The sequence below is a fragment of the uncultured Aurantimicrobium sp. genome (assembly GCF_936931525.1).
Lineage (GTDB): Bacteria > Actinomycetota > Actinomycetes > Actinomycetales > Microbacteriaceae > Aurantimicrobium.
Window position 1 is genome coordinate 1 of sequence record NZ_CAKZII010000129.1, and the last position, 13,439, is coordinate 13,439.

The window sequence follows — 13,439 nt, forward strand, 5'->3', positions numbered from 1 at the left end:
AGAACACGGTTTCACTCAGCCGCGTCATATCGTGGACGTTTTTGGCCTCTGCAGAAATTGTTCCTCGGCAGCTTGAGGTTGAAGTGATTGTCAGTAGTTCTAGCTAGTTTGTCTGTGAGTGGAGGGGATTCACTAGACAAGGAACTCCATGGAATCCTCATCCGAAAAGGCAAAAGATGTCGAGATTTACACCAGCAAAAACGGCTCAGTTGAAATACGAGTTAGAACTGACGGGCAAAACGTTTGGCTCAACCGTCAGCAGTTAGCTTCACTTTTCAACCGTGATGTAAAAACAATCGGCAAACATATTGCTCACTCTCAACAAGAGGAGCTGTCAGATATTCGAACTGTCGCAAAATTTGCGACAGTTCGAATTGAAGGCACAAGAACTGTTGAACGCGAAGTAGAACACTACAACTTGGACGTAGTTTTATCGGTTGGTTATCGAGTTAAATCTGCTGAAGGAGTTCATTTTCGTCGGTGGGCCAACGACATTCTGAAGCGTTATTTAGCTGATGGTGTTGTAACCAATGAACGTCGATTGAATGAAATTGGATCGATTGTCAAAATTCTGGGCCGAGCCTCAGATGAACTCGTTGTCGGTATTGCCGACGTATTGCGTGATTACTTACCCGGGCTCAGGTTGTTGCAGGAATATGACCAGGGTGAGTTTCTTTCCAAGGCGGGAGTGGTTCCGAATTGGATTCTGACAATTGAAGAAGCGCGAAACATTATTGAGTTAGTTGCTGAGTCTTTTCCTGAAGATAATTTGTTTGGCAAAGAACGCGGTGGCGGGTTAATAGCCGTAATCGAGGGAATTTATCAGCAGTTTGCTGGATACGCTCTTTATCCGACAGTGGAGCTGAAAGCCGCAAACTTGCTTTATCTTGTGGTCAAAGACCACCCTTTGGCTGATGGAAACAAAAGGAGTGCTGCCTCGTTATTCGTGACCTTTTTGGCGAAAAACCACTTTCTCAATAACGATGTGGGCGAACAGCGGATATCCAACAATGCTCTTGCCGCAATAACCCTGCTGGTGGCCATCAGCGAGCCACGAGAAAAAGAGCTGATGATCTCACTCTTGGTTCGCATGATGTCGGAGGGAGAAGCCGGCCTCCGAGTTGCTGCGTAAACCTTGACTTGACAGCGATCCAGGCTAGTCCTGGTTTGCTTTAACGATCTCTCTCAACGTAGACTTGACCCTTGGCTGCGCGGAATTCCTCGCGTAAGCAGTGCACGTTCTCTCTCACTTCGTGAGTTGTGGGTGTTCGTGCGCAGACAAGGAATCTTGGGCAAGACAATCCCGTCTTGCGGTATTAGGAGGATAGACATGGCTGCGACCTGTCAGGTGACCGGAGCCGTACCCGGCTTTGGGCACGCAATTTCACACTCGCACCGACGCACCAAGCGTCGTTTCGACCCCAACATTCAGAAGAAGACGTACTACGTACCTTCTCTTCGTCGTAATGTAACGCTGACTCTGTCGGCAAAGGGAATCAAGGTTATCGACGCACGCGGCATTGAGTCCGTCGTCAAGGACCTTCTCGCACGTGGGGAGAAAATCTAATGGCTAAGGCACAGGACGTACGTCCCATCATCAAGATGCGTTCAACCGCGGGCACTGGTTACACCTACGTAACCCGCAAGAACCGTCGTAACACCCCCGACCGTCTTGTACTCAAGAAGTACGACCCCGTAGTGCGTCAGCACGTTGAATTCCGTGAGGAGCGCTAAATGGCTAAGAAAAGCAAGATTGCTCGTAACGAGCAGCGCAAGGTAATTGTTGAGCGTTACGCAGCTAAGCGTCTCGAGATCAAGAAGGCACTCGTTGACCCCAACGGTACCGACGCATCTCGCGAAGAGGCTCGTATTGCTCTCCAGAAGCTTCCTCGTAACGCTTCTCCTATCCGTGTTCGCAGCCGCGACGCGATCGATGGCCGTCCCCGTGGTGTTCTCACCAAGTTCGGTATCTCTCGTGTTCGTTTCCGCGAGATGGCTCACCGTGGCGAACTGCCCGGTATCACCAAGTCCAGCTGGTAATCCCAGTCAGATTTAAATGTGAAAGCCATGGACTGCAAAGTCCATGGCTTTCACTGATTTAACCCTGTTTTAAACCCTCAACCTTGGGTCGAGGTCTTCTCGTGCCACGCCGACACGAATTGCCTGTAAATACGCGGATGTGCTGATATTTTTTCGAATGGTCATACAGACCAAACGAGACGGCCCTTGTGGCTCAACCGTTCCAAACAAAGTGCTACTTCGGTAGCTCAACGTCCAGGAGGACACAAATGGCTCTCAACAAGTCTGAGGTTGTCGCAGCAGTTGCCGCTCACACCAACCTTTCGCAGGCAAACGTAAACGGCGTCATCGACGCTCTCTTCGCAGTTGTTTCTGCTGAAGTTGCTCAGGGTGGAAAGGTAACCATTCCTGGCTTCATCTCCTTCGAGCGCACCAACCGTGCAGCTCGCACCGGTCGTAACCCTCAGACCGGCGCAACCATCCAGATCGCCGCTTCCAAGTCGGTAAAGGTCTCGGCTGGTAGCAAGCTCAAGGCTGCTGTCAAGTAGTCACGAGTTTCACTCGCTTTGGTGGGTGTGGGCCTTCGGGTCCACACCCACTATGCATTTAAGCCTCAGCAATAATCTCTAGGCTTGAGTTGTGCCCCGTTTATTCAAGATAGCTATCCCCGCACTGACCGTGCTGGTGGCGCTTGTTGTCTTGCTCGGGGCCCTTGCTTTTGGTGGCGGTTCCCGAACACCAGCACTCGGTGACCCTGGTGTTGTCGTCCGCGTGGGTTTGCCTATTGCCAAGCTCCTAGTTGATCTCTCCGCGGCAACCATGATTGGTTCGCTTGCTCTGGCCTTGTGGGCTTTCGCTTCGCGGGAACGTGCTTATGTTCGCAGCATTGATATCGCAGCTGCAGCAGCGCTGGTGATGACCCTTGCCTCAGCGGCCACCGGTTTCCTCACCTTCCTGAACGTGAGCGTGACCCCCTTCTCGCTCGACTCGAAGTTTGGCAACCAACTCGGCTTCTTCTTCACCAGCATCGAACTGGGTCAAGCTTGGCTGATCACCACTTTGCTGGCTGCTCTTGTTGCAGTGCTCTGCATTGCAGTGACCAATCAGACCGCACTCTTCTTCGTCGGTGTGGCAGCGGCGGGCACCTTGGTGCCCATGGCGCTGCAAGGACACTCAGCAGGCACTGCCGGACACTCAATGGCAATTACGTCCATGGGCTTGCACCTGGTCTTCGTCTCGGTCTGGCTCGGAGGTGTGGTCACACTGATTCTGCTTCGCGGGATTATCGGACCTGACCGTCTCCCTGTGGTTGTTGCTCGCTTCTCCACTCTGGCGATCATTGCCTTCATCGTGGTTGCCGTCTCGGGTGTAGCAAATGCAATGGTGCGTATCGGCACCTTCGACAAGCTGATTTCAACTCCCTACGGCCAGCTCGTGCTGGCCAAGGTTGCCGCCATGGTTGTTCTGGGGGCATTTGGTTTCTGGCAACGTGGCTTCCTGGTCAAGCGCATGACCGGAGCAGCAACCCAGAAGATGTTCTGGTGGTTCATCGCCATTGAGCTCCTGGTGATGGGCGCTGCCGCAGGTTTGGCGGCAGGCCTCGCCCGCACACCCACTCCCGTCAGCGAGACCCTCAATCAAAACCCCACCCCGGCAGAGATCCTCACCGGAAGTGTCTTGCCTCCCGAGTTCACCTTTGAGCGTTACTTCACGGTCTGGAACTTCGACCTGATCTGGTTGCTGTTCTGTGGTTTCGCCATCTTCTTCTACCTGGTTGGTGTCTACCGTCTCCACAAGCGCGGAGATAAGTGGCCTTGGTATCGCACGGTCCTCTGGGTTGCCGGTATGGGCTTGCTGTTCTACATCACCAACGGTGGCATTAACGCCTATGAGATGTATCTCTTCTCTGCTCACATGGGTGCACACATGACCCTCGGCATGATGGTGCCGATTCTCTTGGTTCCGGGTGCTCCCGTAACCCTGGCGATGCGTGCAGTAGAGAAGCGTCCAGACGACAGTCGCGGTGGCCGCGAATGGATTCTCAAGGCCGTCCACTCTGGCTATGCCAATGTGATCTCTCACCCGCTCTTTGCCACCGTCAACTTCGTCGGTTCCTTGTGGCTGTTCTACTACACGCCCATCTTTAGATGGGCAACCAGTGACCACATTGGTCACGAGTGGATGATTGTTCACTTCTTGCTCGCCGGCTACCTCTTTGTTCAGTCCTTGATTGGTATCGACCCGGTCAAGACTCGTTACCCCTACCCCTTCCGCCTCATTCAGCTCTTGGCTGCCATGACCGTGCACGCCTTCTTTGGTCTGGGCATCATGTCGAGCGAGAACTTGATGCTCGCTGATTGGTATGGAGCAATGGGCCGCACCTGGGGCTCCACCCCGCTGGAAGACCAGCAGGCCGGTGGAGCTATCGCCTGGAGCGTGGGAGAAATCCCTAACCTGATCTTGGCTCTGGTGCTGGGTTACCAGTGGAACCGCTCAGATGCGAAGGAAGCCAAGCGAACCGACCGCCAAGCTGACCGCACGGACGATGCCGAGCTCAAGGCCTATAACGAGATGCTTGCCAGGCAAGCAGCTGCTGATAGTCAGCAGAACTAACTCAGCACGCTACTGAGAAAGCACGATGGCCAGGTTGCCATCGGAGCGTATTGAGATGTTGATGTTGAACACGGCATCCACAATCTCATCCAGAGGTGAAATCGTTCCGTCATAGAGCGACTGCACTTCACCGGTGATGCGCAGCTTGCCCACCGCGTCACGCACGGCCCAGGTTGTTTCACCAGGAATGACCTTGATCACGGGGTATTCCGCCACTTCCCAATCGGGCTCTCCCACAATGCGGTTGCCGGTTTGGTATCCGAAGGGACAGCCAGAGGGCTGCAGGACGTGTTGCTTGACGCAGGTATCGAGGTAGTCGTCGACTTCTTTCTGCACGCGCTTGGTGAAGGCCTTGTTGGCTTGAACATCCACAACTACTTCGGCGGTGTCACCGGGCGAAGCAACATTGAGAACCACCTGCTCTGCCGTGAGCCACGTGGAGGTGTGATCAAACACATAGTTGCCGGGAGCAAACAGGAGATAAGTTCCGGTGCCACCCCAGACGGTGGCATCCTTTGCCGAGTCGGTCGAGCGCAGATCAATGAGACCCGAGTCCCCCACATTAAAGGACGCATCGTGCCACACGCTCACCTTTGCCTTGGCGACAGGAAGCTCTGCAAATGCCCAGGACTCGAACACACCCATCGTGCTACCAATGCGTGTGACCACAAACGTGCCCGTGGCCTCCTCGCCACCGACCAGGTAGCTTGCGGTCACTGTGGTCTTGGCGTCGTTGCCAGAAACCTTGGTGATGCGAATGTCTGAGAGCTCACCCATGGCGGAACCGCGCAGCAAGGCGCGGTCTGCATCAGCAGGAAGCTTGTCTCCCACGCCAGGCATCGACAGAGCAGAAGCTGCATCATGACGTGACAGCGCAGAGAGGTATTGGCTGACAAAACCAGAAGCGCTATAGAGCGACTGATTGATGCCGATACCAACGAAAACAGTGACCAAGAGCAGCGCAGCTGCGGCCAAACCCAGATAGGTTCCTTGGCGTCTGGTCAGTTTCACTTCTTCATCCTACAAAGCGCCTGTGGGCAACAAGCTGAGTAAGCGCTGCGCCGGTAAACTTCGGGAGTGAACAAAGTCTCCTTATCTGCCCAGCAGCAGGAGGTCTTTAACCTCATCGAGGAAACCCGTGAGCACGTGTTCATCACCGGCCGCGCGGGAACCGGTAAATCAACCCTGCTGAACCACTTGGCGTTCACCACGGAGAAGACCATCGCGGTCTGTGCTCCCACAGGTGTGGCCGCACTGAATGTCGGCGGCCAGACGATTCACTCACTGTTCCGTCTGCCCACAGGCCTGATTGGGTCCTTGGATCTGAACCACGGTCCAGACCAGCGCAAGATCTTGAACGCCATTGACACCCTCGTGATCGATGAGGTCTCGATGGTCAATGCCGACATCATGGACGCCATTGACCGCGCTCTGCGTGAAGCACGTCACCGCAAAAAGGAAAGCTTCGGTGGCGTGCAGGTCATCATGTTCGGCGATCCCTACCAACTCTCACCAGTACCTCCTCGCACCCCAGAGGAGAAGGAATACCTCCAGGCCCGCTACGCCTCGAACTGGTTCTTTGACGCGGCAGTGTGGCAAGACACCCCACTGCGCATTATTGAACTCACCGAGATCCACCGTCAGCGTGACGATGCGTTCAAAGAAATGTTGAACGCTGTTCGTCACGGAACGGTGACCCCCACTTTGGGTGCTGCACTCAACGCAGCCGGGAACCGTCCTGCCCCTGAGGGTGAAGACATCATTATTTTGGCCACCACCAATGCCCGTGTGAATGCCATCAACGCCGAGCAGCTGGCCAAGCTTCCGGGAAAGAAGAAGGTCGCTGCTGCGGATGTCAGCGGTGACTTCGCCGCTAACGCTTTCCCCGCTGATGAAGACCTCGAGCTTAAGCTCGGTGCTCAGGTCATGTTCCTGCAGAACGACAGCGAAGGCCGCTGGGTCAACGGAACAGTGGGAACGGTGACCAAGGTCACCGACACTGTCTTCGTGACCGTGGCCGGTTCAGAGTATGAAGTTCACCCCGTCACCTGGGAGCGCTACAAATACTCCTATAAGCAGAGCACAGATGAGCTCAGCCGTGACGTGGTGGCAGAGTTCACGCAGTTCCCACTGCGCTTGGCGTGGGCTGTGACCATTCACAAAGCACAGGGTCAGACCTATGACCGGGCCCTCATCGACATGGGCTCCCGTGCTTTCGCTCCCGGTCAGACATATGTGGCCCTGAGCCGCATCACCTCACTCGAGGGCCTCTATCTCTCACGCCCACTGCGTCCTTCCGACGTCATCGTGGATCCTGACGTGGAACGCTTCATGGGCAGGGTCGAGTCTCTCGGTCAACCTCTCGAAGGCTAAGAACATGATTGTGCTCATCGACGGAGACTGCGCGTTATGCGTGGGGTTAGTCGAATGGCTGGGCAAGCGCATTCCCACACAGAAGCTCACTCCCGAGAACATCATGTTTGTGCCAGGGGAGTCTGATTGGGGAACCGAGCTTCTTGCAGAAGCCGGTATCACTGGCTTTGATTCCGTGGTGGTTCTCAATAACGGTCTTGTTCTTCAGGAGGGTGACGCGGTGCTCGCGCTCGCCGAGGTCTTGCCCAGGCGTTGGAAGCTTCTTGCCGCAGTGGGAAAGGTCGTTCCCAGGCCCCTGCGTAATGCTCTGTATCGCTGGGTAGCGAAGAACCGCATCTCCTGGTTTGGTCGCAAAGAAGTCTGTGCGATCGACTCGCGAGTTGCCGGTGTGACCTATGGTCCTCGCGGACTTCTTAAACGCCCCTGATCTGCCCAAGTACAGGGCTTTTCCTTAGATAGGCTTAGAACATGCTTCTTTCTGATCGCGATATTCGTGCTGAACTCGAGTCGGGCCGTATTGGCCTAGAACCTTCGGCTGACGACATGATTCAGCCTTCGAGCGTTGATGTTCGCATTGACCGGTACTTCCGTCTCTTCGACAACCACAAGTACCCCTACATCGACCCTGCTGAAGACCAGCCAGACCTCACCCGTCTGATCGAGGTTGACCCTAACGAGCCTTTCATTCTTCACCCCGGTGAATTTGTTCTCGGTGCAACCTATGAGCAGGTAACCCTGCCCGACGACATTGCTGCTCGCCTCGAAGGTAAGAGCTCACTGGGTCGTCTGGGCCTGGTCACCCACTCCACTGCAGGCTTTATTGATCCCGGCTTCTCTGGCCACATCACTCTTGAGCTCTCCAACATGGCAACCCTGCCGATCAAGCTCTGGCCAGGTATGAAGATCGGTCAGCTCTGCTTCTTCAAGCTGACTTCTCCTGCAGAGAAGCCTTACGGCTCGGCTGAGTACAAGTCTCGCTACCACGGTCAGCGTGGACCCACAGCTTCTCGCTCATTCCTCAACTTCCACCGCACTGATGTCAGTGCAACGGATGCTGGAGCAATCGGCGGCTAAGACCACAAAGGAAAAGAGGCCCTCGGGCCTCTTTTCTGCGTTAACCAGCGGGCGATAAATACCCAGCAACTGCCAAGCGGGGCAATTGCAAGGTGAGCCAGGGGCTAAACGCAAAGGCTGACTTTTCCACCGAGGCAAGCAGAGCCTCGGGCTCTGCCCAGGCGTATTCCGCTACCTCAGCGGGGTTGGGAACGGGTTCGTCATCCACGATGGCGATGAACACAGGGCAGATCTCGTTCTCGACGATGCCGGAGGCATCCACGGCGCGGTAACGGAAGTCTGGAAGAGCGCTCTTGACCGAAGCGAGCTTGAGTCCAAGCTCCTGCTCAGCACGACGGTGAATGGCTTCAATGAAATCTTCATCTGGCGCAGGGTGACCGCAGAATGAGTTTGTCCAGACACCAGGCCAGGTCTTCTTCTCCAGTGCACGGCGAGTGACGAGAAGCTGCCCTTCACGGTTGAATACGTGACAAGAGAAAGCAAGGTGAAGGTGAGTGTCTTCGGTGTGGACGGTCGCCTTATCGGCAGTGCCGACCGGAGTGCCATCTTCAGCTAGGAGCACAACCAGTTCACGGGATTCACCCATGTTGCGCTCCTGTCTGGTCAGTTAGTCTGGAGGGGTGAGTGTTCCTAGCCAAGAAGCCGAAATGACGCGCCACCTCGCGCTCGTCGAAGAGGTCCTCGAGCGCTTCTTTAGCCTATCCACTCAGCGGGCTGCAACGCTCGCACCTGCCTATGAATCGCTCTGGAAAACACTGCGTTCCAACACAGCAGGAGGCAAACGTTTCCGCCCCCAAATGGTGATGACGGCATACACCGCGTTGGGTGGTTCCGACCTGCGTTCTGCTGCCCACGTGGGTGCATCTTTTGAACTTCTGCACACTGCACTGATTGTCCACGATGATGTCGTTGACCGTGACTTTGTGCGCCGAGGAATTCCTAACGTCTCTGGTAGCTATCGCGACGTCGCACAAACCGCAGGTTTGTCTCTTCCGACAGCTGAACATCGAGGCATGTCTGTTGCTGTTATTGCCGGCGACTTGGCACTGACTGGTTCGTTCCGCTTGATGGAGCGCGCAAGCGCGAACCCTGAGGTTCGCGATGCACTGGTTGAACTTCTCGACCGCGCCGTCTTTGACTCCGCAGCCGGTGAACTCATTGACGTGGACTTCTCTCTCTACTCGGGAATGCCGAGCATTGAAGAAATCGTTGAGATGGAACGTCTCAAGACTGCGGTCTACTCCTTCGAAGCACCCCTGCAAGCAGGTGCCCTGCTTGCCGGTGCCACTCACGACGTGATTGCAGCTCTCGGTGAGTTCGGTCGCAACATCGGCATTGCCTACCAGATCGTGGATGACCTCCTCGGTGTCTTCGGTAATGAAGCTGCCACGGGCAAGACCACTTTGGGTGACTTGCGTGAAGGCAAGCGCACGGCGCTGATCGCCTTCGCCTCTCAGACCTCAGAGTGGAGCTCCATTGCTCACCTCGTGGGCGATAGCAACTTGTCAGATTCTGATGCCGCCACCGTGCGCGAGGTTCTCGAGCGCACCGGTGCAAAGAAGTTCACGCAGCGCCTCGCCTCCGACTACGCCGACGAAGCTGTCGCTGCCTTGCATGGCGCTGGGGTTCCTCAGCAGCTTATTGAGCAGCTCACTCCATTGGTGTCCGCCGTGGTGGAGCGCGTTCGATGAGTCACGACAAGCTCGTTCAAGATGCTTCGGTGCCAGTGAGCGAACAGCCCACCCGTCAGAGTGCGCTCTATGACCGCGTTGCCGAGCAAACCGCGAGCATGATCATTCGCGAGTACTCAACTTCCTTCGGTATGGCAGCTCGCTTGCTGGGTGCGGGCGTTCGCCAGGACGTCGAGAACATCTATGGCCTGGTTCGCTTGGCTGATGAGATCGTGGATGGCGTTGCCGCATATGCCGGTGTCAGCGAGAAAGAGATTCGCCGACTGCTCGACGAACTTGAAGAAGAAACTGAAGCAGCCATGCAGCGCGGATACAGCACCAACTTGGTTGTGCACGCTTTTGCGTTGACTGCCCGCAGAACCGGTATTGAGCCTGACCTCACACGACCTTTCTTCAAGTCCATGCGCGTGGACATCACTCGAGTCACCCACACCCCCAAGAGCTTTGATGACTACGTCTATGGCTCAGCTGAGGTTGTGGGCTTGATGTGTTTGAAGGCGTTCTTGGTGGGTCAAGATCTCACTCCAGAACAGAATGACACGTTCGTCATGGGTGCTCGCAAGCTTGGTGCCGCATTCCAGAAGGTCAACTTCTTGCGTGACCTCAGTGCCGACGTGGATGCCCTGGGCCGCAGCTACTTCCCTGGCATCAACATCGCCACCTTCACTGAAGCAGATAAGCAGCGCTTGGTCGAGGACATTGACGCGGACCTCGCTGTTTCAGGCGCAATAGTTCCGCTCCTGCCCAGCACCAGCCGTAAGGCTGTGGCGCTGGCACAAAGTCTTTTTGCTGAACTCAACCGCAGGATTGCTCGCACTCCTGCTGCCGAGCTCAAGCACACCCGCGTGAGCGTGCCGACATTCGTCAAGGCACGCCTCGCTCTTGCAGTTCTGATGGGAAAAACCTCATGACCAAGTCCGTAGTCATTATCGGTGGCGGCATTGCCGGCCTCGCCTCGGCAGCTTTGCTTGCCCGCGATGGATACCAAGTGACCCTGCTGGAAAAGCACAAAGAGGTCGGTGGCCGTGCTGGAACCTGGGAGAAGGACGGCTTCCGTTTCGACACCGGTCCTTCCTGGTATCTCATGCCCGAGGTTTTTGATCACTTCTACAAGCTCATGGGCACCTCGAGCGATGAGCAGCTCAAGCTCTCCAAGCTCAACCCTGGTTACCGCGTTCTCTTCGAAGACGACGGTGTCTACCCAGCACGTCCCATCGATGTCCTGGACAACCGCGAGGACAACCTCGAGCTCTTCGAAAAGATCGAGCCCGGTTCACGTCCCGCGATGGAGCGCTACCTCGACTCTGCCAAAGACACGTACGAGATGGCGAAGAAGCGCTTCCTCTACACAAGCTTTGAAAAGTTTGGCCCTCTGGTTCGTGCAGATGTTCTTCGTCGCACCCCCAAGCTGACCAAGCTTTTGCAGGAGTCTTTGCACAAGTTCGCCTCACGTCACGTGAGCGATCCTCGCTTGCAGCAGATCCTGGGCTACCCAGCCGTGTTCTTGGGTTCAAGCCCGTTCATCACCCCATCGATGTATCACTTGATGAGCTACCTCGACCTTGAAGATGGTGTGCTCTATGCGCAGGGTGGCTTCAACCGTGTCATCGAAAGCATCCGCGACATCGCAGTTGCTGAGGGAGTGAACCTCATCACTGAGGCCAACGTTTCCAAGATTCTCACCGTGGTCAACCCTGCCGGTCACAAGGCCAAAGCCAAGGCTGCTGGTGTGGAATACACCAAGGGCAAGTCCAAGAGTGTGACCACCCTGGCCGCTGACATTGTTGTTTCTGCAGCAGACCTTCACTTCACCGAGACAGAGCTTCTGCCAGAAGCACTTCAGACCTATGGCGAAAGCTACTGGGACAAGAAGGTCTCCGGGCCCAGTGCCGTTCTCGTCTACTTGGGTGTGAAGGGTGAAGTTCCTGAGCTCGAACACCACACCCTCTTGTTCACCAATGACTGGAACGAGAACTTCGGCAAGATTTTCAACGCACCCACGTCAGTTCCAGACCCAGCATCTATTTATGTCTGCAAGCCCAGTGCAACAGATGACAAGGTTGCGCCCAAGGGTGACACCAACTTGTTCATCCTTGTTCCTGTTCCTGCTGATGTCTCTATCGGCAAGGGTGGCATCGACGGCAAGGGAAGCAAGCAGGTTGAAGCCGTTGCGGACAGTGTGATTGAGCAAATCTCGGTCTGGGCAGGCGTTCCTGACTTGGCCAAGCGCATCAAGGTTCGCCGCACCATTGGCCCCGCAGACTTTGCCAACGACCTCAACTCGTGGAAGGGCGGCGCCCTCGGGCCCAGCCACATCCTCACCCAGAGTGCATTCTTCCGCTCGGGCAACATCTCCAAGAAGGTGGAAAGCCTGTACTACACAGGCGGAACAACCATCCCTGGAATTGGTCTGCCCATGTGTTTGATCTCTGCTGAGATTCTGGTCAAGCGTCTTCGTGGTGACACCACCACAGAACCACTGCCAGAGCCGCTCTTCCCCACGGTCGACAAAACCGCTTAGATCGCATGAACTTTCTCTATCTCGCAGCACTGCTGGTGTCACTCACCGGCATGGTGATGCTGGATAGACGGTTCAAGCTGTTCTTTTGGCACGATGCCAGCCGAGCAACCATCGTGCTCACCACCGGCATTGTGTTCTTCCTCATTTGGGATCTCACCGGCATTGACGCCGGTGTCTTCTTCCGCGGAGAAGGGCAGTGGATGACTGGTATCCAGCTTGCTCCTGAGCTCCCACTCGAGGAAGCCTTCTTCCTCACCTTGCTCTGCTACATGACTATGAATGTGTTCGTGGCTGTCAGTCGTGGCGTGAGCAAGTATGTGAATAAGGCAGTGACCAAGTGACCTATTCCGTACTCAACTCTGTTTTCTTAGGGCTCGCTGTCTGGTTTGCGGTCATCGCGATTGTGGTGAGCAGTCGCCGAGGTGTGAATTTCACTGCGCCTGTGTGGTGGACATTCGGCATCACGTTGGTCATCATGATGATCACCACCGCCATCTTTGACAACGTCATTATTGGTGTGGGCCTGGTTGCCTATGACCCCAGCACACTGCTGGGAAGTTTCATTGGCCTCGCACCTCTGGAAGACTTTGGCTACACCCTCGCCGCTGTGATGATCTTGCCGGTGCTGTGGATTTTGCTTGGAACAAGGAAGAAGAGATGAACACACTGAAGCAACTCTTCGTTTCCTCCAGACCCCTGTCCTGGATCAATACGGCCTTCCCATTCGCGGCTGCCTATTTGATGACCACCCGCCAGGTTGATCTCACCTTCATTCTGGGAACCATCTTCTTCCTCATTCCTTACAACCTCGCGATGTATGGAATCAATGACGTCTTCGACTACGAGTCGGACATGCGGAACCCCCGCAAGGGTGGCGTGGAGGGCGCGGTCCTTGACCGCAGTCTCCACAAGGCCACACTGTGGGCCGTCGTCATCACGAACGTTCCGTTCCTGATTTATTTGGTTGCCGTGGGCAACGTCGATGCGAACATCGTTCTGGCCATCAGCCTGTTTGCTGTCGTGGCGTATTCCATGAAGGGGCTGCGCTTCAAGGAGATTCCCTTCTTGGACTCCTTCACCAGCAGCACCCACTTCGTGAGCCCTGCTGTGTATGGCGTGATCTTGGCCGGTGTAACCTTTACCCCAGA

17 protein-coding genes are annotated in these 13,439 nt (G+C 55.5%); 15 read left to right on the forward strand and 2 right to left on the reverse strand.

Annotation, left to right across the window (positions count from 1 at the left end; all coding sequences use genetic code 11):
* Positions 1–148: 148 nt before the first annotated feature.
* The 6 genes from rhuM (at position 149) to Q0362_RS06060 (ending at position 4,632) form a co-directional block, all read left to right on the forward strand.
* Positions 149–1,132 carry a RhuM family protein gene (rhuM, locus tag Q0362_RS06035; protein WP_298121251.1) on the forward strand — a complete coding sequence of 328 codons (984 nt, stop codon included), beginning with the start codon at positions 149–151 and terminating at the stop codon, positions 1,130–1,132.
* Positions 1,133–1,330: 198 nt separating this feature from the next.
* The gene (rpmB, locus tag Q0362_RS06040) at positions 1,331–1,567 is read left to right on the forward strand and encodes a 50S ribosomal protein L28 (RefSeq protein ID WP_110234752.1); all 237 of its coding nucleotides are present in this window, start codon (positions 1,331–1,333) and stop codon (positions 1,565–1,567) included.
* Positions 1,567–1,734, forward strand: coding sequence for a 50S ribosomal protein L33 (gene rpmG / locus Q0362_RS06045; protein ID WP_280794711.1), 168 nt, complete (start codon positions 1,567–1,569; stop codon positions 1,732–1,734). Before rpmB ends, rpmG begins: the two co-directional genes overlap by 1 nt.
* Positions 1,735–2,040: a 30S ribosomal protein S14 gene (gene rpsN / locus Q0362_RS06050; protein WP_110234751.1), complete on the forward strand. Its 306-nt coding sequence runs from the start codon at positions 1,735–1,737 to the stop codon at positions 2,038–2,040.
* 248 nt (positions 2,041–2,288) lie between these two features.
* Positions 2,289–2,567, forward strand: a complete 279-nt coding sequence (locus Q0362_RS06055; RefSeq protein ID WP_280794712.1) for an HU family DNA-binding protein — start codon at positions 2,289–2,291, stop codon at positions 2,565–2,567.
* Positions 2,568–2,658: 91 nt separating this feature from the next.
* Positions 2,659–4,632 (forward strand): cytochrome c oxidase assembly protein, encoded by a 1,974-nt coding sequence (locus Q0362_RS06060; RefSeq protein WP_298121256.1) that lies wholly within the window; start codon positions 2,659–2,661, stop codon positions 4,630–4,632.
* A gap of 9 nt (positions 4,633–4,641) precedes the next feature.
* Here the strand turns inward: Q0362_RS06060 and Q0362_RS06065 are convergent, their stop codons facing one another.
* Complete coding sequence (locus Q0362_RS06065; RefSeq protein ID WP_298121259.1) at positions 4,642–5,643, reverse strand: hypothetical protein; 1,002 nt, start codon at positions 5,641–5,643, stop codon at positions 4,642–4,644.
* Between the two features lie 66 nt (positions 5,644–5,709).
* Between Q0362_RS06065 and Q0362_RS06070 the strand changes: the two genes are divergently transcribed.
* The 3 genes from Q0362_RS06070 to dcd are packed head-to-tail and all read left to right on the forward strand — an operon-like array spanning position 5,710 to position 8,079.
* A complete protein-coding gene (locus Q0362_RS06070; RefSeq protein WP_298121262.1) occupies positions 5,710–7,005 on the forward strand; it encodes an ATP-dependent RecD-like DNA helicase in 1,296 nt (431 codons plus the stop codon).
* A gap of 4 nt (positions 7,006–7,009) precedes the next feature.
* The gene (locus tag Q0362_RS06075) at positions 7,010–7,432 is read left to right on the forward strand and encodes a thiol-disulfide oxidoreductase DCC family protein (protein WP_298121266.1); all 423 of its coding nucleotides are present in this window, start codon (positions 7,010–7,012) and stop codon (positions 7,430–7,432) included.
* 41 nt (positions 7,433–7,473) lie between these two features.
* Positions 7,474–8,079 (forward strand): dCTP deaminase, encoded by a 606-nt coding sequence (gene dcd / locus Q0362_RS06080; RefSeq protein WP_280797875.1) that lies wholly within the window; start codon positions 7,474–7,476, stop codon positions 8,077–8,079.
* A gap of 40 nt (positions 8,080–8,119) precedes the next feature.
* On the opposite strand, the gene idi is transcribed toward dcd, so the two are convergent.
* The gene (gene idi, locus Q0362_RS06085; protein ID WP_298121275.1) at positions 8,120–8,665 is read right to left on the reverse strand and encodes an isopentenyl-diphosphate Delta-isomerase; all 546 of its coding nucleotides are present in this window, start codon (positions 8,663–8,665) and stop codon (positions 8,120–8,122) included.
* Positions 8,666–8,699: 34 nt separating this feature from the next.
* Between idi and Q0362_RS06090 the strand changes: the two genes are divergently transcribed.
* The 6 genes from Q0362_RS06090 to Q0362_RS06115 all read left to right on the forward strand — a co-directional run.
* Entirely contained in the window at positions 8,700–9,770 is a 1,071-nt protein-coding gene (locus tag Q0362_RS06090; protein WP_298121278.1) for a polyprenyl synthetase family protein, read from the forward strand.
* Positions 9,767–10,681, forward strand: a complete 915-nt coding sequence (locus Q0362_RS06095; protein WP_298121281.1) for a squalene/phytoene synthase family protein — start codon at positions 9,767–9,769, stop codon at positions 10,679–10,681. The genes Q0362_RS06090 and Q0362_RS06095 overlap by 4 nt, the downstream gene beginning before the upstream one ends.
* Positions 10,678–12,291: a phytoene desaturase family protein gene (gene crtI, locus Q0362_RS06100; protein WP_298121284.1), complete on the forward strand. Its 1,614-nt coding sequence runs from the start codon at positions 10,678–10,680 to the stop codon at positions 12,289–12,291. The genes Q0362_RS06095 and crtI overlap by 4 nt, the downstream gene beginning before the upstream one ends.
* Positions 12,292–12,296: 5 nt before the next feature.
* Complete coding sequence (locus tag Q0362_RS06105) at positions 12,297–12,632, forward strand: lycopene cyclase domain-containing protein (protein WP_298121286.1); 336 nt, start codon at positions 12,297–12,299, stop codon at positions 12,630–12,632.
* Positions 12,629–12,952 (forward strand): lycopene cyclase domain-containing protein, encoded by a 324-nt coding sequence (locus tag Q0362_RS06110; protein WP_298121288.1) that lies wholly within the window; start codon positions 12,629–12,631, stop codon positions 12,950–12,952. The genes Q0362_RS06105 and Q0362_RS06110 overlap by 4 nt, the downstream gene beginning before the upstream one ends.
* A partial coding sequence (locus Q0362_RS06115) for a prenyltransferase (protein ID WP_298121291.1) occupies positions 12,949–13,439 on the forward strand: 491 nt, incomplete at its 3' end. The genes Q0362_RS06110 and Q0362_RS06115, both read left to right, overlap by 4 nt.

What these genes read in the sequence shown, in the direction of transcription:
- rpsN (WP_110234751.1), top strand. Translation starts at nt 1,735, where the DNA reads ATGGCTAAGAAAAGCAAGATTGCTCGTAACGAGCAGCGCAAGGTAATT.
- dcd (WP_280797875.1), top strand. Translation starts at nt 7,474, where the DNA reads ATGCTTCTTTCTGATCGCGATATTCGTGCTGAACTCGAGTCGGGCCGT.
- Q0362_RS06095 (WP_298121281.1), top strand. Translation starts at nt 9,767, where the DNA reads ATGAGTCACGACAAGCTCGTTCAAGATGCTTCGGTGCCAGTGAGCGAA.
- rhuM (WP_298121251.1), top strand. Translation starts at nt 149, where the DNA reads ATGGAATCCTCATCCGAAAAGGCAAAAGATGTCGAGATTTACACCAGC.
- rpmG (WP_280794711.1), top strand. Translation starts at nt 1,567, where the DNA reads ATGGCTAAGGCACAGGACGTACGTCCCATCATCAAGATGCGTTCAACC.
- Q0362_RS06055 (WP_280794712.1), top strand. Translation starts at nt 2,289, where the DNA reads ATGGCTCTCAACAAGTCTGAGGTTGTCGCAGCAGTTGCCGCTCACACC.
- Q0362_RS06105 (WP_298121286.1), top strand. Translation starts at nt 12,297, where the DNA reads ATGAACTTTCTCTATCTCGCAGCACTGCTGGTGTCACTCACCGGCATG.
- idi (WP_298121275.1), bottom strand. Translation starts at nt 8,665, where the DNA reads ATGGGTGAATCCCGTGAACTGGTTGTGCTCCTAGCTGAAGATGGCACT.
- Q0362_RS06075 (WP_298121266.1), top strand. Translation starts at nt 7,010, where the DNA reads ATGATTGTGCTCATCGACGGAGACTGCGCGTTATGCGTGGGGTTAGTC.
- crtI (WP_298121284.1), top strand. Translation starts at nt 10,678, where the DNA reads ATGACCAAGTCCGTAGTCATTATCGGTGGCGGCATTGCCGGCCTCGCC.
- rpmB (WP_110234752.1), top strand. Translation starts at nt 1,331, where the DNA reads ATGGCTGCGACCTGTCAGGTGACCGGAGCCGTACCCGGCTTTGGGCAC.